Raw genomic sequence first — 18,977 nt, 5'->3', positions numbered from 1 at the left:
AAATAAAGTATATACGAAATCCCCATCTAATTCACTTTCACCAAAAGTACGTAAGAACCAGTTTGTTTTAACGTTTACATTCTTGTATAAACATTTTGTCAAAACATCATCGCTAATATTAAACAAGCCGGCAACTGCATGGCTTGTTTAACAACAATTACTTTAGATTTTGCTGAAAATATGTTAATCTAAGTTGTTAGGAAATATCGTTCGGTTACGTTATCCACATGTGGATAAATTGATTTTGAAGAAAATCTAGTCGCAATTATGCTGAGGCGTAATTGATTTTTATAAACATGAAGTCAGGAGGCTTTTTGATGGATTTTGATACAATTGCTGCGATATCCACACCAATGGGAGAGGGAGCTATTGCAATCGTTCGTTTGAGTGGTGATGAAGCAATAGCGATAGCAGATAAAATATTTCAAGCGCCAAATAGAAAAAAATTAGCCGAGCAAGTGACACATACGATTCACTACGGGCATTTAATTGATCCGAAGACAGAGGAAGTAGTGGAAGAGGTTATGCTATCGTTGATGCGTGGGCCGAAAACATTTACACGTGAGGATGTTGTAGAAATTAACTGTCACGGTGGGCTAGTTTCTGTTAATCGCGTATTACAGCTTGTGTTACGCTATGGAGCTCGATTGGCGGAGCCGGGGGAATTTACGAAGCGTGCCTTTTTAAATGGACGAATCGACTTATCACAGGCCGAGGCTGTAATGGATTTGATTCGTGCCAAAACAGACCGTGCCATGAATATGGCATTAACACAAATGGACGGTAAGCTGTCACGCTTAATTGGCGAATTAAGACAAGCACTACTCGAAACATTAGCACAAGTGGAGGTCAATATCGATTATCCAGAATACGATGATGTAGAAGAAATGACAGTACCTGTCTTGCTTGAAAAATGTAGCTGGGTACGTGACGAAATAGATAAATTACTAACGACATCTGCGCAAGGGAAAATTTTGCGTGAAGGTTTATCGACGGTTATTTTAGGAAGACCAAACGTAGGAAAGTCTTCTTTATTGAATAGTTTAGTGCATGAAAATAAGGCGATTGTAACAAATATTGCTGGGACAACGCGTGATATTATAGAGGAGTATGTCAATGTGCGCGGCGTACCACTACGTTTAGTAGATACAGCGGGTATTCGTGAAACAGAAGATATCGTTGAGCGCATAGGGGTAGAAAGGTCGAGAGAGGCTTTAAAAGGAGCAGACTTAATTTTACTCGTATTAAATGGGGCAGAAAGCTTATCAGTTGAAGATGAGCGCCTATTTGAAACAATTGAACATATGGATTACATCGTTGTTGTTAATAAAACGGATTTACAACAACAAATTGACTTGCCGCGTGTCAAAGAATTAGCTGGCGAGCGTCGCATCGTTACAACTTCATTATTAAAGGAAGAAGGAGTAGCTGAGCTTGAAGAGGCGATTGCTGCAATTTTCTTTGCGGGACAAGTTGAAGGTGGAGATATGACATATGTTTCAAATGCACGTCATATTGCATTATTACATCAAGCAAGGCAAACAGTCGAAGATGCACTGAACGCCGCAGAGATGGGTGTGCCTGTTGATATGGTACAAATAGATGTTACACGTACATGGGAGATTCTTGGTGAAATTGTCGGTGATACAGTACAGGAAAGTTTAATCAATCAATTATTTTCACAGTTTTGTTTAGGAAAATAAAAAACGAAAGGAAGTTACAGCATGCCTACACAATATGAAGCAGGTACATTTGACGTCATTGTTATCGGTGCTGGACACGCAGGAGCTGAAGCAGCTTATGCTGCCGCAAAATTAGGCGCTAAAACGCTAATGCTGACAATTAATCTTGATATGATTGCCTTTATGCCATGCAACCCATCAATTGGTGGACCAGCAAAGGGAATTGTTGTACGTGAAATTGATGCATTAGGCGGATTAATGGGAAAAGTAATCGATAAAACGCATATTCAAATGCGTATGTTAAATACAGGTAAAGGACCGGCTGTTCGTGCATTGCGTGCACAGGCAGACAAAGTGCTTTACCAGCAAGAAATGAAACGCTTATTAGAGGAACAAGAAAATCTCCAAATTCACCAAGCGATGGTGGAAGAATTAATCGTAGAAGATGATGAAGTGAAGGGTGTCATCACACAAATCGGCGGGATTTATCGTGCGAAAACAGTCATTATTACGACAGGGACATTCCTGCGCGGTGAAATTATTCTTGGCGATTTAAAATATTCAAGTGGCCCAAACAATCAGCAGCCGTCTATTAAGCTAGCTGACAATTTGAAGGAGCTTGGCTTTGATATTATTCGCTTTAAAACGGGGACACCACCTCGAGTAAATAATCGTACAATCGATTATTCAAAAACGGAAATTCAGCCGGGGGATGATGTGCCACGTGCATTTAGCTTTGAAACGACAGAGTTTATTTTGGATCAGCTACCATGCTGGCTAACATATACAAGCCCGTTGACACACCAAATCATCGAAGAAAATTTGCATTTATCTCCGATGTACTCTGGTATGATTAAAGGAACAGGTCCGCGTTATTGTCCATCGATTGAGGACAAGGTAGTGCGCTTTAACGATAAGCCACGCCATCAAATCTTCTTAGAGCCAGAAGGACGTAATACGCGTGAGGTTTATGTTCAAGGCTTATCAACAAGCCTACCTGAGCATGTGCAAAAAAGATTAATCGCATCTGTGCCGGGATTGGAAAATGCAGAAATGATGCGTGCTGGCTATGCGATTGAATATGATGCGGTTATTCCAACGCAATTATGGCCAACGCTAGAAACGAAGCGTATTAAAAATCTATATACAGCAGGTCAAATTAACGGTACATCAGGTTATGAGGAAGCAGCGGCACAGGGATTAATGGCAGGTATTAATGCTGCCTCTAGAATTTTCGGTAAAGAAGAAACGATTTTAAGCCGTTCAGAAGCGTATATTGGTGTACTAATCGACGATTTAGTAACGAAGGGCACAAGCGAGCCATATCGTTTATTAACGTCACGCGCTGAATATCGTTTATTATTGCGTCACGATAATGCAGATATGCGCTTAATTGATGTCGGTTATAAAGTGGGAATGGTTTCTGAGGAACGTTATGCTAAATTCACAGCGAAGCGTGAGCAAATTGAACAAGAAATTGCGCGTTTACGCGAAGTGATTGTTAAGCCCAATGCAGAGACACAGGCGGCTATTCGCTCTGTAGGTGGAACTGAATTAAAAGACGGTATTCGGGGAGCAGATTTATTAAAGCGTCCTGAAATGCATTATGACTTAGTTGCAACTTTAACACCTCCCGAAAAGGAATTTTCAGAGGAAGTAAAAGAGCAAATTGAAATCCAATTAAAATATGAGGGCTATATTCAAAAGGCGTTACAGCAGGTTGAGCGTTTACGCAAAATGGAAGATAAAAAAATTCCAGATAACATCGATTATGATGCCATTTCGGGCTTAGCGACAGAGGCACGTCAAAAATTAAAATCTGTTTGCCCGTTATCAATTGCACAAGCCTCTCGTATTTCTGGGGTAAATCCAGCAGATATTTCAATTTTACTCGTTTATATTGAGCAGGGGAAAATTGCCCGTGTAGCCAATGATTAATTAATAGCATATCGACGCATCGAGATTATAAGAGCCGTCTGAAAAGGGAGCGTAGTGCATTGTCTGCTTTTAGACACTTTCGGTGATGTTTTATCAAATGAATAAGTAGATAAAGAGCTGAGGCTGTCCGGAAAATATATCCTTTTCGGACAGCCCCTTAATTAAAGGAGGATTGTAGTGAACGAGCAACAATTTATTGAAGCATTAAAGGCAAAGGGCATTGAGCTGACAGCTGCCCAAATTGCCCAATTTAAAAAATATTTTGAGCTACTTGTAGAGTGGAATGAAAAAATGAATTTAACGGCTATTACTGACCTAGAAGGTGTTTATTTAAAGCATTTTTATGATTCCATTAGCGCTAGCTTTTATTTCGATTTTACAAAGATAACATCTGTTTGTGATGTTGGCGCAGGAGCAGGCTTCCCAAGTTTACCAATTAAAATCTGCTTCCCTCATTTAAAAATAACGATTGTCGACTCATTAAATAAGCGAATTACATTTTTAAATCATTTAAGCGAGGAGCTACATTTAGAAAATGTAGAATTTGTTCATGCAAGAGCAGAGGAATTTGGTCAAAATGCTAAATATCGTGAGAAATTCGATGTTGTAACAGCTCGAGCAGTAGCTAGACTCTCTGTTCTATCAGAGCTATGTGTGCCACTTGTCAAAGAAGGTGGTCAGTTTGTGGCATTAAAAGCAGCGGCTGGAAAGCAGGAATTAGCAGATGCGAAAAAAGCAATTACAACACTTGGTATAACACTGAAAGAGGAATTTTTATTTGAATTGCCAGTAGAGGAAAGTGAGCGTACTTTATATATATTTAATAAAGTAAAGCCAACACCTAAGAAATACCCACGTAAACCTGGTGTTCCAAACAAAACACCTATTCAATAAAAGCAGGTCAAGAGCTAGTTAGTAATAATTGGTTGGTATGTTCTACTGAAATCTCACAAGTAATTTGTATGTTTGATAGATATTTTATCGTTTTCAAGCATACATAATGATAGTAGGCATTAATTAATGATAGAATACGTAGATGCTAAGTTTCATAATTGATTGATTCCAAACTATGTACATTTCTGCTTGAATAATCAATAATATTTATAGTGAGTAAGAAGTTTCTTAAAGGTGGTGCCACTCGGATGAAAAGTCCTTTTTCACGTTTTTTCGGAGGCGGAAAAGAGTCTGAAGTAAAAAGTGAAGTAGCAGCTATAGAAGAAAAAAAGGCTACAGAAGAAGTAGTGAAAATTCCTATTGAAAAAATCATACCGAATCGTTTTCAACCGCGTACTATATTTGACGATGAAAAAATTGAAGAATTATCTAGAACGATTCATATACATGGTGTCATTCAGCCAATCGTCGTGCGTAGGAGTAGCAGCGATGATGGCTATGAAATCATTGCAGGTGAGCGACGCTATCGTGCGATGAAAAAGCTACAATGGGCGGAAGTGCCGGCGATTGTACGACAGCTAAGTGATAAAGAAACAGCATCAATTGCATTAATTGAAAACCTACAACGTGAAGAATTGACGGCAATTGAAGAAGCACTTGCCTATCAGCAATTACTTGAATTACATTCATTAACGCAAGAGGCGCTTGCACAGCGTCTTGGAAAAAGCCAATCAACTGTAGCAAATAAGCTACGTTTATTGAAATTGCCTCAATTTATACAAGAGGCCATTTTAAAGCGCGAAATTACTGAGCGACATGCACGTGCGCTGATCGCTGTGAAAGATGAGCAATTACAATTACAGCTAATTACAGCAGCTAAAGAATACGACTGGAACGTACGTCAGCTTGAAGAGCAAATTCAACAGTTGCTATCACCATCTACCGAGGAAGAGCCTGTAAAGAAAGAAAAACCAAAGCGCAAAGCAATTAGCAAAGATGTGCGCATCGCCCTAAATACAATTAAGCACTCGTTAACAATGGTAACGAAAAGCGGTATTCAATTGAAAACAGAGGAAGAGGATACAGAGGAATATTACCAAATCACTGTTAAAATACCGAAGAAGAAGTAAACCATTTAATATATAGAGCTATTTAAAAAATTTATATAAAGCTTGATATTGAAGAACAGGAGCTGTCACCTCGCTTTAGGTATAGGAAAGGTAGTTATAATAAAGTGTTAACTATTCTTGTCGTAAAGGTCATATCTAAAAAAGCCCTCCAGACACGCCCTTTTCAAAGAAAGCTTTCATTTTTTATGGTCAATACTTCAAAAAAATAACAATGCTGTCTGGAAAGTGGTACGATAACCAACTTTTTAGACAGCTTTTTTTATTAGAATAGTAGGATAACTTTAGGAACTACGCGTAAATTTTGATAGAATACCTTTAAAGCGTATTTACGATATAAGATAATGAATTGTAGGAAGTAGGTGGGATTATGGGGAAAGTTATCGCAATTGCTAATCAAAAGGGGGGAGTCGGTAAAACGACAACCTCTGTAAATTTAAGCGCCTGTTTAGCTTATTTAGGGAAAAAGGTACTGTTAATTGATATTGATCCACAAGGCAATGCAACAAGTGGTACTGGGATAAATAAAGCAGATGTACATGGCTGTATTTATGATGTCATTATTGACGACGAGGATATTACAACAACAATTTTACCAGCAAAAATAGAAAATTTATTTGTTGTGCCTGCAACAATTTCGTTAGCTGGTGCAGAAATAGAGCTCGTGTCAGCTATTTCACGTGAAGGAAAATTAAAAAATGCACTACAACCAATAAGACAAGATTATGATTACATAATTATTGATTGTCCACCATCACTCGGTTTATTAACAATTAATGCATTAACGGCGGCAGATTCAATTATTATTCCTGTACAATGCGAATATTACGCATTAGAGGGCTTAAGTCAGTTACTATCGACAGTTCGACTTGTGCAAAAGCATTTAAACCCACAGCTAATGATAGAAGGTGTTCTTTTAACAATGCTTGATGCGCGGACAAATTTAGGTTTACAAGTAATAGAGGAAGTAAAAAAGTATTTTCAGGATAAAGTATATAAAACGATTATTCCTCGCAATATTCGCCTAGGAGAAGCACCGAGCCATGGTAAGCCAATTATTTTATATGATGCAAAATCAAGAGGTGCAGAAATGTATGTAGAGCTAGCAAGGGAAGTGATTAAAAATGGTTAAAGGTTTGGGAAAAGGTATTGGCGCACTATTTCCAGAGGAGGCAGTACAGCAGGAGGGCAATGTGCAGCAGGTGGCAATTGACAAATTTGTAGCAAACCCATTTCAGCCACGCAAGCTTTTTCAAGATGAAGCGTTAGATGAGCTTGCACAATCGATTAAAGAGCATGGCATTATTCAGCCTATACTTGCACGTAAAAAGGGACGTAAGTTTGAAATTATCGCTGGAGAACGTCGCTGGCGTGCTGCAAAATTAGCTGGTTTAGATGAAATACCTGTGCTTGTCAAAGAAATGACAGAGCAGCAAATGATGGAAGTAGCTATTTTGGAAAACCTACAGCGCGAGGATTTAACACCAATTGAAGAAGCAGAGGCATATAGTAGTTTAATTGAACAATTGAATTTCACACAGGAAGACTTAGCAAATCGTCTTGGAAAAAGTAGACCACATATCGCCAACCATATTCGCCTACTACAGCTACCCGAGGAAGTGCGTGCATTAGTAAACGACGGCTCATTAACAATGGGACATGGTCGTACATTACTCGGTTTGAAAAATAAAAGACAAATTGCAGAAGTAGCAAAAAAGGTAATTGCACAGCAATTGAATGTACGTCAATTAGAAGCGCTCGTTCAATCATTAAATGAAAATGTTTCACGTGAAACAAAAACACCCGCACGTGATATTTTTGTACAGGCTACAGAGGCGCAGCTCCGAGATTATTTTGGAACGAGCGTACAAATTAAAAAACAGAAAGATAAAGGGAAAATAGAAATCGAATTTTACTCAGATGAGGATTTAGAGCGTATTTTAGAAATTTTACAATTAGAGCGCACTGAATAGAGAGAAGGTAAATATGATTTTATTAGGTTCATTAATAAATGCCGCGCTAATAATAGCTGGTGCGTTTATTGGTAGACTGTTTCGTAATATTCCAGAAAAAATGAAAGAAACAGTTATGTCTATTATCGGGTTAGCCGTGGCTGTCCTAGGAATTTCGATGGGCTTTGAGAGTGGTAATTTCATTATCGTCATAGTTAGCCTCGTTGTTGGTACGATGATTGGTGAATGGCTCGATTTAGACAAATGGTTTAACCGCTTGGGAAAATGGGTAGAATCATTATTCGGTAAAAATAGTAGTGGCTCGATTGCTGAAGGCTTTGTGACGGCAACGCTGATATTTGTTATTGGCTCTATGGCGATACTTGGTGCACTTGATAGTGGTCTGCGTAATGATCATAATATTTTAATTACAAAAGGTATTATTGATGGCTTTACGTCCATTATTTTAGCATCTACTTTAGGTATTGGAGTTTTATTATCGGCTATACCCGTTTTTATCTATCAGGGACTTATCGCCATTTGTTCAGGGGCAATTAGCAAATATATTCCGCAGGAAGCGCTCGATTTATTTATTCAAGAAATGACAGCTACAGGTGGTATTATGATATTAGCAATTGGTTTGAATATTACCGGTTTAACGAAAATTCGAGTAGCCAATTTGCTGCCAAGTATTTTGTGTGTGGCGATTATTGTAGCTATTATGTTTATTGTTCAATAGATGGCGTTGCCAAGCTAGCTGTAAGGAACGAGCAATTTTTTCACTCATATTATATGTCAAATGAAGACGAGTGTTTTGCAATACTTGTGCTTCCATAAAACCTCCAATATTGACGATTCCTTTAATGGAAATGTCACCAATTGGGGGTAGTTGTTTTTTTACAGCCTTGCCAGGGAACAGTGGACCATTCTCTACTATAATGTTTCCTATGCGGTTTTTCTCACTCAAGCAGGCATCGATTGCAACAATAAATGGTGGCTCGGCTTGTGCTTGTAAATTATTAAATGTTTCTAGTAAATTTAATGCATGTAACGGCTCCTCTAACGTCCCGATAACATCAAAGGGAAATGCATAGCTTTTCAATAGCTGGCTACCGATTAATGGACCGAGTGCATCGCCTGTTGAGCGGTCTGTACCAATACAACAAAAGACTAGCTGGCTATGCTCAAAGGGAATCATTTGTAAAAAAATATCGCTTAGTTTCCATACTGCACTTGATGCTTCATAATGAATAGAATGATTATTCATTTGTTTCACTCACTTTCTAAAAATAGTAAAAGTACGTTATATTTGTGCAGTATACTCAATTTGTTAATTTCTTATACAGGGAGTGAAAAAATGGAATTATATTATTCGGCAGCAGCAACAGTCAATCTAAGGGGGCTCACACGAATTAGTCAAAAAACTTGGGATTATCTTACGAGTGAAGCGTTATGGGATTTTATTTTAATAGCCTCTATAAAAGTGATTGCAATTTTGGCTGCTTCCTATATTGCTGTTCGTGTTGGAAGGAAGATTATTGAGAAAATTTTTGTTGTACGCATGCGTTCTCCATTAAATCACTCCGAACGTCGTCAAAAAACAATATTAAAATTATTGCAAAGTGTTTTATCTTATTTAGTGTACTTTTCTGCCATTATGGGCGTTTTATCTGCCCTTGATATTCAAATTGCAGGGCTACTTGCGGGGGCTGGTATTGCAGGCTTAGCAATTGGCTTTGGTGCCCAAAGCTTAGTAAAAGATGTGATTACAGGGTTTTTTATTATTTTTGAGGATCAGTTTGGTGTAGGCGATTATATAAAAATAAACGGGGCAGAGGGAACTGTCCTGGAAATTGGTTTACGTACAACGAAGGTAAAGGGCAATACAGGTGAGCAATTTATTATTCCAAACGGTTCTATTACGAATGTAACGAACTATTCCATCAATCACTCGAAGTTTATGATTGACATGGAGTTAAATATAGATGCTGATATTGAAAAGGCAGAAAAACTCATTACTGCCTATTTAGAAAAGCTACCACAACAGCATCCAGCATTAACAAATATACCTGCCTTTTTAGGCGTTCAAAATGCGACCGATAATGAAGTAACTGTGCGCATTATAGCTGAAACATTACCATTACAGCAATGGACAATTGCTCGAACAATTCGTCAAGACGTGAAGGAGCTACTAGAGCAAAATGGTATAGTCACTCCATTCCCAAAAATGATGCTGTATGACCGTGTAATGGGACGAGAAATTGAAGGGAGAGAATAAAATTGGAAGGTAAGGCATTTGAATTAAATGATATTGTAGAAATGAAAAAGCAGCATCCATGTGGAACAAATGCATGGAAAATTATTCGCTTAGGTGCAGATATTCGCATTAAATGTGAAGGTTGTGGGCATAGCGTTATGATTCCTAGACGTGAATTTGAAAAGAAGATGAAAAAAGTAATTAAAAAAGTCGATGAACAATAATGCGGTTAGACTTTTAGGCGTATTATCAATATAATAGAAAAGGCTATTAACATAAGTAAAATGAACTGAGCATAGAAAGGTTGTGTCCTATATGGCATTAACGGCTGGAATTGTCGGTTTACCAAACGTCGGCAAATCAACATTATTTAATGCGATTACGAAGGCTGGCGCACTTGCTGCTAACTACCCATTCGCAACAATTGACCCAAACGTAGGAATCGTGGAAGTACCAGACGCACGTTTAAATAAATTAACAGAATTAGTAGAGCCTAAAAAAACTGTACCAACAGCATTTGAATTTACGGACATTGCAGGGATCGTAAAAGGTGCTTCAAAAGGTGAAGGGCTTGGTAACAAATTTTTAGCACATATTCGTGAAGTAGATGCAATTTGCCAAGTGGTACGCTGCTTTGAGGACGAAAACATTACGCACGTAGCAGGTACAGTTAATCCAATCGATGATATCGAAGTTATCAATTTAGAGCTTATTTTAGCTGATATGGAATCTGTTGAAAAACGCTTGCAGCGCGTTGCAAAAATGGCGAAGCAAAAAGATAAAGAAGCACTTATTGAAGAGCCAATCTTAGTGAAGATAAAAGAGGCGCTAGAAGCTGAAAAGCCCGCACGTGCAGCAGAGCTTTCAGACGATGAGCTAAAGGTTATTAAAGGGCTTCACTTATTAACAATCAAGCCGATGCTTTATGTTGCTAACGTATCTGAGGACGAAGTAGCAGATGCAGATAGCAACAAATATGTGCAGATGGTACGCGAATTCGCCGCAGCAGAAGGTGCTCAGGTCATTACAATTTGTGCGAAAATTGAAGAAGAAATTTCGGGCTTTGACGACGAGGAAAAAGCAATGTTTTTAGAAGAACTAGGCATTAAAGAGTCGGGCTTAGACCAATTAATCCGTGCTTCATATGACTTATTAGGACTTGCTACATACTTTACGGCTGGCGTACAAGAAGTACGTGCGTGGACGTTCCGCAAAGGCATGAAAGCACCGCAATGTGCGGGTGTGATTCACACCGACTTCGAGCGCGGCTTCATCCGTGCCGAGACGGTTGCCTACGACGACTTAGTTGAGCTAGGCTCAATGACAGCAGCAAAAGAAGCAGGCAAAGTACGTTTAGAAGGTAAGGAATATATCGTACAAGATGGCGATATTATGTTGTTCCGTTTTAATGTTTAATTGAGAGAAGCGTTCAAAAGGCCGTGCAGCTACCGGCTTTTTAAACGCTTTTTTGACTTTGATAATGAATAAAATTAGAAGGGAGATTGAAAAAAATGCAGTATGGAACACTTCCTAATTGGTTTTGGATAATTTATTACCTATTCTTATTTATAACAATAATAACTGCTCGACTATGTATTAAACAAAGAAAACTTATAGTTTTATCTGTCTTAACAATATTTTTTGCGATAACTGTTCCAATAATATCTTTTATTCATAGTATCGAACGTAAATTAGGTGAAGATGAACTTCATTATTTTATTAGTAGACTACAACAAGGTGATATTTGGACTGTATATGTTATTTTAGGGTATCTGTATATTTTAATATGGTGGGGCTGTTATTTTTATAAAAAGCAATCCAAATGATAGTTAAATTTGATTGAGAAAAAGGAAAAAGAACAGAAAGGTAATAAATATGATGCCAATTAATGCAGCTATTCTTGAATATTTAACAGCCGCCTCACTGACTTCATTTTGCTCTTTATACATCCATCTTCTTCCCCATAAAATGGCTTCTTTCGGATTTTTATATTGCCAAATTAAAATAATATATATCGGAATAAATAATATAAAGCAAAAGACAACAGCAGTCATTCACAGCCCTCCATTATACTCTCGTTTCATACACATATAGCTTTGGTAACTCGGGGTCATCCTTGACAAGTGCATCGTTTGGAAATGGACGTAACTCTTTGTACATGGCGAAATCGCCAACAGCTCCCGCGATTAATAATGCACCAGTTATCACGAGTGTGAAGCTTCCTATATAAAGACCAGCAACAGTCGGCAAAATGCCCGTTGTCCAAAAAGGGAGAAGCAAAGCCTTTTTCATTGCACTATTTGTCATTGGCTTAATTGTTGTCGCATAGGCAATACCGAGCTTTAAATTAATACCGTAATCAAGTTCCTTAAACTTTGCTCCGCCAAAAATCATAAAGCCTACTAAATGAAATACCTCGTGTAAAACGATAAAAATAATATATAAAACAGCCATTGCCAGCATTGCTAAAAGTGAAAAATTCGTTTGTCCATAAATTAATTTATATATAATAGTAAAGAAAACGATAAAGCCAATCGTTAGCCAAAAGTTAAGCCTCGCAATTTTCTTCATATTTAATTCAATTATTACAGGTTGCTTCTCTGTCACAGGACCACTCCTATATTGATAATTATTTAGAATTTAATTGGTGATAAATGAATTTAATAAATACTCCCCATTTTTTTGTGAAAAATCAAAATAAATGGCGGCATTATTTTGGCCAAAACCGACTGTTATAATATTATTTTCTAAATGATGGAATCGGTATTCTAAAATGTTGTAATCAATAGACTGCAAAAAATTTTGTTCATGCCCATTTTCGAATATAAAAATTTTTTTCTCAAAATCAATTGTCACATTAGAATCTATAATTGTTTCAAGATAACTATAATCTGAATTCACCATCGCTCGAATGATTTTCAAAGAAAGATTCATCGTTTCTCTTAATTGGTCGGAAGTAAGATTCGGTCTTTCTTCAAGCTGCTTTTTTAGCTCTTCATTTTGTTTAGTTAATACATTCAATTTATCCTCATTGTCACTGCTTGATTGTTGACTAGTGTTCTCTTTATTTGAACACCCTACTAAAATAAATAATATAATAAAAGTAATCAGTATTTTTTTCATGTTACGCCCCCTTTCGTTTTATCAAATTCTAACATATAGCCGCGCTTGGTATACATATAACTTAGGTAATTCTGGGAAGCAGATTATAAGGAGGGAACTAATTGCCCAATACAAAAGTTAATAACACATCATTCCAACAAGAGATTTTAGACATGTTACAACCTAAAATTCATGCCGTTTTACGTCATACTCGTCCACAAGAACGTGATGACCTCAAACAAGAAATTTGCTTAATGATTATTCAAACCATCCAAACAAAAAGATTCAAAGAAGCACCTTCGTTCTTTGAATTAGTAGAAACTGAAAAACTAGCTCAAAACGAGCTTTAAATCAAACATAAAAATATTTTTCACTAAGGTTGTCAAAACAATTATTTATCTCCCTTTAGATTATAGAAAGCAATCATCCTAAATAATTTAATTGCTTTTGAAAATAAATAAAAAAGACAAGAGGAATATAAAATGGCAAACTACGGTTTAACAGCAATACAAGTAGGGTTTGGAACAGGGACTCGTAAATTACAAATTCAGTGGTCAGCTACTCTACCTTACGAGGCAACATTAACAGTGACTCGTGGTGGTGACGGTCAAAGAGTATTTAGTAAGAGTTATAATCGAAGTGTGAAAAGTGATAATATTACAATTGATGTACCATGGTATGGTAAATTTAAAGTAGATTTAACATTAGCATCACCAGCTATTGGTTCACATGTGATTTACCCAACTGTGAAAATGTATGGTTCACATAATAACCCTACATTTGTTCATGTGCGGCATCCCTACAAAAAGCGAAAAACGGAGAAGCAATCGTTCTTCTTGTTGCAGTTCTTGCGGGAAGTCTCAAATTTATTGGAAGTACTATTTCTGTTTTCTTTGGTTCACAAGTATGGGATACGAGTACAGTAACATTCCCATTCCCAAAAATCGGAGATAAAATAGATGTCAATGTATCGGCTGATTCATCAGGTGGTGCAATCATCAAAACTACGTATACTGAAATTGGTTTTACTGATAAAAATGGTAATTACCAGTCCGAACGAATGTTAACAAAATTTTCTTATGTTGCATATGTACCTTGGAATTTTGCTAAATAAAAATAAAACTCCACGAGTTTATAAACTCGTGGAGTTTGCCTTTTTATACAAAAAATAATTATATATGAAATCGAATATTGAAACGAAATAAGCAAAACTAACAAATAATAATATCGGCGAATCATAACTGTAATAAATAAAGTCTTGTGAATGTAGATAAAAGAACCAAATTGTTGTAATAACGAAAAGAGAAATATCGTAAACAATACTTAGAGGGCGTTTAATCGTTTTTAAAGCGAAATTAAAAACGACAACTCTAAAGAAAACAAATAGGCATAAAAAAATAAAATAAGCAAATGTAACATAAAAAATTGATGGCTGTATTGAATCTGGTATCATTATCAGCATAAACCCCTTTAAATAGTTTGTAGTCGAACTTCAGTCAGCGTCTTACCTAGTAATCTGACTTTCGGTAATACTCGGTTGCCACTGACACGCTTGTCATATCAAACTCTGCATAAATCGTACAAACAATTTCCACCCCTCTTATTATAAGTTACTTTTATTTTTTTGAAAATAAAAGAGCAGCTATACGCTACTCTCAGTTTATTGTATATTCTAGTAGCTCATCTAATACTTGACTCAATCGTTGTTTGAAAATATATTGCACATAAATTTAAAACATGCTATAATTCAAAGATGTGAGTAATACAAGTTACTTGCTCCTTGCTCCCTATTTAGTAGGAGAGCCCAAGTCCATAAGGAGGTGCAAAACAAAGATGAGAAAGTATGAATTAATGTACATCGTACGCCCAAACATTGAAGAAGAAGCGAAGAAAGCTTTAGTAGAGCGTTTCAACGAAATCTTAACTTCAAACGGTGCTGAAATCATCGAAGCAAAAGACTGGGGTAAACGCCGTCTTGCTTACGAAATCAACGACTTCCGCGAAGGTTTCTACCAAATCGTGAAAGTAAACGCTGGTTCTCAAGCAATCGATGAGTACACTCGTTTAGCTAACATTAGCGAAGACATTATCCGTCATATCGCTGTTCGCGAAGAAGATAAATAATTTTTAACCATAATGCTGAAAAGGAGGCTGTGTACCGATGATTAACCGTGTCGTACTAGTAGGCAGACTGACAAAAGATCCAGAGCTTCGTTATACGCCAAGTGGAGTTCCTATGGCTCGCTTTACAGTCGCTGTAAACCGAACATTTTCGAACCAACAAGGTGAGCGTGAAGCTGACTTCATTGGCTGTATTGCGTGGCGTAAACAAGCCGAAAATTTAGCAAACTTTATGCGTAAAGGGAGCTTAATTGGCGTTGAAGGTCGCATTCAAACAGGTAGCTATGAAGGACAAGACGGAAAACGTGTTTATACAACAGATGTTGTAGCAGATGCAGTACAGTTCTTAGAACCACGTAGCGGTGGCGCATCACAAGGTATGCAAAATCAGCCATATGGCGGCAACAATTATGGTGGAGGGCAACAAAACTATAATAACCAGCAATATGGCGGTGCTCCTGCACAAGATCCATTTGGTTCTTATCAACAGCAGCAGCCACCACAAAATCAGCAAAATTATACACGTATGGATGAGGACCCATTTGCAAATAGCAAAGGGCCAATCGAAGTTTCAGAGGACGATTTACCGTTCTAATGCTTCACGTCCAATAGAAAAATAAACTAAAGGAGGACAACGCTAATGGCAGCACAACGTCGCGGAGGCCGCAAACGCCGTAAAGTTTGTTACTTCACTGCTAATAATATTACGCACATCGACTATAAAGATGTTGATCTTTTAAAGAAATTCATCTCTGAGCGCGGTAAAATTTTACCACGTCGCGTAACTGGTACAAGCGCGAAGTATCAACGTAAATTGACTTCAGCTATCAAAGTATCACGTATTATGGCTTTACTTCCATTCGTAGCAGAAGATAAATAAGATTATGAAAAGTACAGCATTGGTTGCAAAGCCTTTGTTGTACTTTTTTTATGCTTCCAAAGTTGTAAGAAGTGGATTGAACTTCATTTCATATATAATTCTAGAAGGTCTTTTGGAATAATTCAAAAAAACCCCTGCAGAAATTCACAGGGATTTCATTGGTAGAAGTGTTTTCAACAATGTAGAAAACTTGTGCTTCTGATAGTGATTAAGGGAGCTGGATAGTTGCTGTTAACACATTATTGCCTGAACCTAAACGTAATCTGATATTTGCTGTTGAGGCTGTGACAGTCGGATTAATCCGCATCATTATTTTTTTAGTAGCTGTCCCACTGCTATCAGCCGTTAAATTAGCTACATTAAAGTAGCCATAGGAAGATGGCCAAGAACCATCGGCATTTTGAATTTGAGAAATGCCTGTCCCATTGCTCAAATAAAATTGAACTTGTGCGTTTGTAATTGTAGTATTAGCTGCCAATTGCTGTATCACTACTTGTACTGGAAATGCTTCACCATTTTTCGGAAGTATGGCTGGCAAAATGAATTTATAGTTACCATTTGTCAGTGTTTGTGTTTCACCAGTTGATGGCTCAGGTTCTACAGGTGTTTCAGGTGTGCCAAGTAATACAGATTGTGTAATTAAATTCGTTCCATCTGTTGCTCGTAAACGAATAGTTGCATTTGTTTCTGTAACATTTGGATTGAGACGCATATGGACAGTTGTAGTTGCGATGCCATTATGATTAGCCGTAATCGTTCCAATCTCCTGATAGCCGTAGCCTGAAGGCCAAGAACCGTTTTGATTTTGAATTTGAGAAATAGCTGTCCCGCCTGCTAGATACACTTGCATTCTTAAACCTGTTACTGTTTCATTAGGTGCTAAGCCGCTGATAGCCACCGTTACATCAAATGGATTGCCAGTAGTATCTAATACAGTAGGTGTAACTAAAGTATATGTTAAAGTTGCTGGTGGACTAATCGATGAGCCGTACGAACCAGCAGCAAATGTTGATTGGTCGTACCATAGATAACCCGATGTTGGTAAGCGCCAAGGCTCAAAAGCCGGTTCTTTAGAATTTGCTGGCAATTCCATTGGTAATAATGGTGTGACAGCATCAAGCGTAACAGTTGTATTTGCTAATGTGTGATAGCTTTCTTGGGTAGCAAGCCAATGAATAATATTAACAAGTAATGTAGCATTATCGTCTGCGATAAAACCGTCATATGTTCTTTTCAGAGCGCCTGTTTCTTCATTGCGATATTTAGGTGTAATATCTTCCACAGGTGAAGAATCACCAATAAATGCAGCTTTACCATTTAATTTTTTACTGATGGCAACAAATGGTCCTTCTGCAATGCCTCCGTTGGCATAAACGCCTTGGTCAATCGCGTTATTCCATCTATTTGCTGTTGGTGTTAAGCCAGTAGGTAAATAAACGATACCTTTGGCAAGCGATGGATTGGTAATCGCTAATGTGGAGCCAGCATGAATTGATACGGCCGATACACCTGTCGTAATATCGAATGATTCATATGACGGAACAACTACATTAGCTTTTGTATGGTCTAACGCGTTATAGCGAAACTCTACACCGAACTCATTGCTTAGCCATTGTGAACTTGTGACACCAGCCATTGCACTAATCTCAGATGCAGACATATTTAATGTAGGGGTATTATATGCACCACGGCGCCAACCATTCATAATTTCACTTGAATCCCAACGATTTAAATTGCGGTCAGCATTATAGTGATCAGAGATAAAGAATACGCCACCACCTGCTTCAACAAAATCGACAATCGCTTGTTGTTCTACTGCTTTAAATGGAATTTGTGCCTCTGGTATAACGAAGACATCGTAATCATCTAAATCAGCCAATGTTAATGGCGACGTGCTTCTATGCTCTTTTACAACATACCCTTCATTCGCTAGCGCATTCGCAAAATCTGAAAAAGCGCCATCAATTACCCAATCCGATTGCCCAGCCGTTTGTCCGTGACTGTTGTCAAATAGCACTTTCATGCCATTTGGATTTGCTGGGTAAATAATGGGGGCGGGGTCATTTGGTCCCTCTGCTGTTACATAGCTCAAATCTGCGTAAAGAAAGACAATCAATCCAGTAAAAATGAGTAAAGACTTTACAAAATTTTTCATTTTTCTCCTCCTTGTTAGCTATAGATGGATACTGCGAAAAAGCTATAGTAAGTACGGCATCACCCCCTTACAAGCTTGTTGCGAATTTTATTTGATAAAAACTCAATAAATAAGATGAGTATCATCAAACCAATTAAAATCGAACCAACTTCTGACCATTTATAGCCATTCATAGCGAAAATAAGCGGCGCTCCAATGCCACCAGCACCAACTAATCCTAAAACGGCAGCATCTCGTAAATTCATATCAAATCGATAAATGACAATGGATATAAACATAGCGGATAGCTGCGGAATAATACCATAACGAATTTTTTCATAAGTAGTGCAGCCCATTGATTCCAGTGATTCTAAAATACTAGTTTCTAAATTCTCGATAACATCGACATATAACTTAGACAGCATACCAACTGATACCAAAGCCATTGTCAGCACACCTGCGAAAGGACCAGGCCCTGTTACACGAATAAACATTAAACCATAAACAATTGCAGGGACTGTTCGGATAACAATTAGTATTAATCGAACAAGAAAAGCAATTGGCTTTGCTACGATGTTGGATGCTGATAAAAAAGCAAGCGGTATAGCTAAAATCGCACCGACAATTGTTCCTAAAAAGGCAATCGCCACTGTTTCTAATAGCAAGTACGGTATGCCGTTTGTGCTCCATGTAAATAATAGCTCGGTATTCGGTGATAAAATCCCAAGCATAATATTTTTGGCAATCGAGAATCCGTTTTCTGTCATATTTGAAAGGTTAATAGCGGATAAAGACCATAGTAGAAACGCGGCTAAAATCATAATAGAGATGATGCTTTTCGTTGTATATTTTGGTTCATTGATGAGCTGTTTTTCAATTGCATGCAAAGC

The 18,977-nt window shown here is 37.6% G+C and carries 21 protein-coding genes; 15 read left to right on the top strand and 6 right to left on the bottom strand.

Features of this window, described 5'->3' with window-relative positions; translation table 11 throughout:
* Positions 1-317: 317 nt before the first annotated feature.
* The 7 genes from mnmE to C9J36_RS14570 all read left to right on the top strand — a co-directional run bounded on the left by mnmE (position 318) and on the right by C9J36_RS14570 (position 8,332).
* Positions 318-1,703 (top strand): tRNA uridine-5-carboxymethylaminomethyl(34) synthesis GTPase MnmE, encoded by a 1,386-nt coding sequence (gene mnmE / locus C9J36_RS14600; protein ID WP_107943570.1) that lies wholly within the window; start codon positions 318-320, stop codon positions 1,701-1,703.
* Between the two features lie 21 nt (positions 1,704-1,724).
* Positions 1,725-3,620, top strand: a complete 1,896-nt coding sequence (gene mnmG / locus C9J36_RS14595; RefSeq protein WP_107943569.1) for a tRNA uridine-5-carboxymethylaminomethyl(34) synthesis enzyme MnmG — start codon at positions 1,725-1,727, stop codon at positions 3,618-3,620.
* A gap of 177 nt (positions 3,621-3,797) precedes the next feature.
* A complete protein-coding gene (rsmG, locus tag C9J36_RS14590; RefSeq protein ID WP_107943568.1) occupies positions 3,798-4,514 on the top strand; it encodes a 16S rRNA (guanine(527)-N(7))-methyltransferase RsmG in 717 nt (238 codons plus the stop codon).
* A 248-nt stretch (positions 4,515-4,762) separates the two neighbouring features.
* Positions 4,763-5,644, top strand: a complete 882-nt coding sequence (gene noc / locus C9J36_RS14585) for a nucleoid occlusion protein (RefSeq protein ID WP_066168518.1) — start codon at positions 4,763-4,765, stop codon at positions 5,642-5,644.
* Positions 5,645-6,011: 367 nt separating this feature from the next.
* Positions 6,012-6,773: a ParA family protein gene (locus tag C9J36_RS14580; protein WP_066168520.1), complete on the top strand. Its 762-nt coding sequence runs from the start codon at positions 6,012-6,014 to the stop codon at positions 6,771-6,773.
* Positions 6,766-7,614: a ParB/RepB/Spo0J family partition protein gene (locus tag C9J36_RS14575; protein WP_066168522.1), complete on the top strand. Its 849-nt coding sequence runs from the start codon at positions 6,766-6,768 to the stop codon at positions 7,612-7,614. Before C9J36_RS14580 ends, C9J36_RS14575 begins: the two co-directional genes overlap by 8 nt.
* A 13-nt stretch (positions 7,615-7,627) precedes the next feature.
* On the top strand, positions 7,628-8,332 hold the full coding sequence (locus C9J36_RS14570) for a DUF554 domain-containing protein (protein WP_066168525.1): 705 nt from the start codon (positions 7,628-7,630) through the stop codon (positions 8,330-8,332).
* Here C9J36_RS14570 and yyaC read toward each other — a convergent pair.
* A complete protein-coding gene (gene yyaC, locus C9J36_RS14565) occupies positions 8,249-8,860 on the bottom strand; it encodes a spore protease YyaC (protein ID WP_082799071.1) in 612 nt (203 codons plus the stop codon). The genes C9J36_RS14570 and yyaC overlap by 84 nt on opposite strands.
* 90 nt (positions 8,861-8,950) lie before the next feature.
* On the opposite strand from yyaC, the gene C9J36_RS14560 reads away from it, so the two are divergent.
* From C9J36_RS14560 to ychF, 3 genes are all read left to right on the top strand, one after another.
* A complete protein-coding gene (locus C9J36_RS14560) occupies positions 8,951-9,871 on the top strand; it encodes a mechanosensitive ion channel family protein (protein WP_107943567.1) in 921 nt (306 codons plus the stop codon).
* Positions 9,872-9,873: 2 nt separating this feature from the next.
* The gene (locus tag C9J36_RS14555) at positions 9,874-10,074 is read left to right on the top strand and encodes a DUF951 domain-containing protein (RefSeq protein ID WP_066168531.1); all 201 of its coding nucleotides are present in this window, start codon (positions 9,874-9,876) and stop codon (positions 10,072-10,074) included.
* A gap of 91 nt (positions 10,075-10,165) precedes the next feature.
* A complete protein-coding gene (gene ychF / locus C9J36_RS14550) occupies positions 10,166-11,266 on the top strand; it encodes a redox-regulated ATPase YchF (protein WP_107943566.1) in 1,101 nt (366 codons plus the stop codon).
* 413 nt (positions 11,267-11,679) lie between these two features.
* Here ychF and C9J36_RS14540 read toward each other — a convergent pair whose 3' ends face one another.
* Genes C9J36_RS14540 through C9J36_RS14530 form a run of 3 tightly spaced genes read right to left on the bottom strand, consistent with a single transcriptional unit; the run spans position 11,680 to position 12,973 of the window.
* Positions 11,680-11,904: a DUF6199 family natural product biosynthesis protein gene (locus C9J36_RS14540; RefSeq protein WP_107943565.1), complete on the bottom strand. Its 225-nt coding sequence runs from the start codon at positions 11,902-11,904 to the stop codon at positions 11,680-11,682.
* A gap of 13 nt (positions 11,905-11,917) precedes the next feature.
* Positions 11,918-12,457, bottom strand: coding sequence for a DUF3267 domain-containing protein (locus C9J36_RS14535; RefSeq protein ID WP_235616088.1), 540 nt, complete (start codon positions 12,455-12,457; stop codon positions 11,918-11,920).
* A gap of 33 nt (positions 12,458-12,490) precedes the next feature.
* Complete coding sequence (locus C9J36_RS14530; RefSeq protein WP_066168541.1) at positions 12,491-12,973, bottom strand: hypothetical protein; 483 nt, start codon at positions 12,971-12,973, stop codon at positions 12,491-12,493.
* Between the two features lie 101 nt (positions 12,974-13,074).
* Between C9J36_RS14530 and C9J36_RS17345 the strand changes: the two genes are divergently transcribed.
* The 5 genes from C9J36_RS17345 to rpsR all read left to right on the top strand — a co-directional run bounded on the left by C9J36_RS17345 (position 13,075) and on the right by rpsR (position 15,953).
* Entirely contained in the window at positions 13,075-13,302 is a 228-nt protein-coding gene (locus C9J36_RS17345; protein ID WP_107943564.1) for a hypothetical protein, read from the top strand.
* 132 nt (positions 13,303-13,434) lie between these two features.
* The gene (locus tag C9J36_RS14520) at positions 13,435-13,878 is read left to right on the top strand and encodes a hypothetical protein (protein ID WP_107943563.1); all 444 of its coding nucleotides are present in this window, start codon (positions 13,435-13,437) and stop codon (positions 13,876-13,878) included.
* A gap of 907 nt (positions 13,879-14,785) precedes the next feature.
* Positions 14,786-15,076, top strand: a complete 291-nt coding sequence (rpsF, locus tag C9J36_RS14510) for a 30S ribosomal protein S6 (protein WP_066168544.1) — start codon at positions 14,786-14,788, stop codon at positions 15,074-15,076.
* A 37-nt stretch (positions 15,077-15,113) separates the two neighbouring features.
* Positions 15,114-15,668, top strand: a complete 555-nt coding sequence (ssb, locus tag C9J36_RS14505; protein ID WP_066168546.1) for a single-stranded DNA-binding protein — start codon at positions 15,114-15,116, stop codon at positions 15,666-15,668.
* Positions 15,669-15,713: 45 nt separating this feature from the next.
* Positions 15,714-15,953, top strand: coding sequence for a 30S ribosomal protein S18 (gene rpsR, locus C9J36_RS14500; RefSeq protein WP_066168550.1), 240 nt, complete (start codon positions 15,714-15,716; stop codon positions 15,951-15,953).
* A 208-nt stretch (positions 15,954-16,161) separates the two neighbouring features.
* On the opposite strand, the gene C9J36_RS14495 is transcribed toward rpsR, so the two are convergent.
* The gene (locus tag C9J36_RS14495) at positions 16,162-18,108 is read right to left on the bottom strand and encodes a motility-associated ABC transporter substrate-binding family protein (RefSeq protein WP_201261959.1); all 1,947 of its coding nucleotides are present in this window, start codon (positions 18,106-18,108) and stop codon (positions 16,162-16,164) included.
* Between the two features lie 59 nt (positions 18,109-18,167).
* Positions 18,168-18,974 carry a phosphonate ABC transporter, permease protein PhnE gene (gene phnE / locus C9J36_RS14490; RefSeq protein ID WP_107943561.1) on the bottom strand — a complete coding sequence of 269 codons (807 nt, stop codon included), beginning with the start codon at positions 18,972-18,974 and terminating at the stop codon, positions 18,168-18,170.
* Positions 18,975-18,977 lie beyond the last annotated feature (3 nt).

The organism is Metasolibacillus fluoroglycofenilyticus, from assembly GCF_003049645.1.
In the GTDB taxonomy this organism is placed as follows: Bacteria; Bacillota; Bacilli; order Bacillales_A; family Planococcaceae; genus Metasolibacillus; species Metasolibacillus fluoroglycofenilyticus.
Note: the sequence above shows the minus strand (reverse complement) of the source record. Positions and strands in the feature narration are given on the sequence as shown.

Excerpts from the sequence above, each read along its gene's own strand:
- mnmE (WP_107943570.1), top strand. The coding sequence starts at position 318 with ATGGATTTTGATACAATTGCTGCGATATCCACACCAATGGGAGAGGGA.
- mnmG (WP_107943569.1), top strand. The coding sequence starts at position 1,725 with ATGCCTACACAATATGAAGCAGGTACATTTGACGTCATTGTTATCGGT.
- noc (WP_066168518.1), top strand. The coding sequence starts at position 4,763 with ATGAAAAGTCCTTTTTCACGTTTTTTCGGAGGCGGAAAAGAGTCTGAA.
- C9J36_RS14580 (WP_066168520.1), top strand. The coding sequence starts at position 6,012 with ATGGGGAAAGTTATCGCAATTGCTAATCAAAAGGGGGGAGTCGGTAAA.
- C9J36_RS14575 (WP_066168522.1), top strand. The coding sequence starts at position 6,766 with ATGGTTAAAGGTTTGGGAAAAGGTATTGGCGCACTATTTCCAGAGGAG.
- C9J36_RS14570 (WP_066168525.1), top strand. The coding sequence starts at position 7,628 with ATGATTTTATTAGGTTCATTAATAAATGCCGCGCTAATAATAGCTGGT.
- yyaC (WP_082799071.1), bottom strand. The coding sequence starts at position 8,860 with ATGAATAATCATTCTATTCATTATGAAGCATCAAGTGCAGTATGGAAA.
- C9J36_RS14560 (WP_107943567.1), top strand. The coding sequence starts at position 8,951 with ATGGAATTATATTATTCGGCAGCAGCAACAGTCAATCTAAGGGGGCTC.
- ychF (WP_107943566.1), top strand. The coding sequence starts at position 10,166 with ATGGCATTAACGGCTGGAATTGTCGGTTTACCAAACGTCGGCAAATCA.
- C9J36_RS14540 (WP_107943565.1), bottom strand. The coding sequence starts at position 11,904 with ATGACTGCTGTTGTCTTTTGCTTTATATTATTTATTCCGATATATATT.
- C9J36_RS14530 (WP_066168541.1), bottom strand. The coding sequence starts at position 12,973 with ATGAAAAAAATACTGATTACTTTTATTATATTATTTATTTTAGTAGGG.
- C9J36_RS14520 (WP_107943563.1), top strand. The coding sequence starts at position 13,435 with ATGGCAAACTACGGTTTAACAGCAATACAAGTAGGGTTTGGAACAGGG.
- rpsF (WP_066168544.1), top strand. The coding sequence starts at position 14,786 with ATGAGAAAGTATGAATTAATGTACATCGTACGCCCAAACATTGAAGAA.
- ssb (WP_066168546.1), top strand. The coding sequence starts at position 15,114 with ATGATTAACCGTGTCGTACTAGTAGGCAGACTGACAAAAGATCCAGAG.
- rpsR (WP_066168550.1), top strand. The coding sequence starts at position 15,714 with ATGGCAGCACAACGTCGCGGAGGCCGCAAACGCCGTAAAGTTTGTTAC.
- C9J36_RS14495 (WP_201261959.1), bottom strand. The coding sequence starts at position 18,108 with ATGAAAAATTTTGTAAAGTCTTTACTCATTTTTACTGGATTGATTGTC.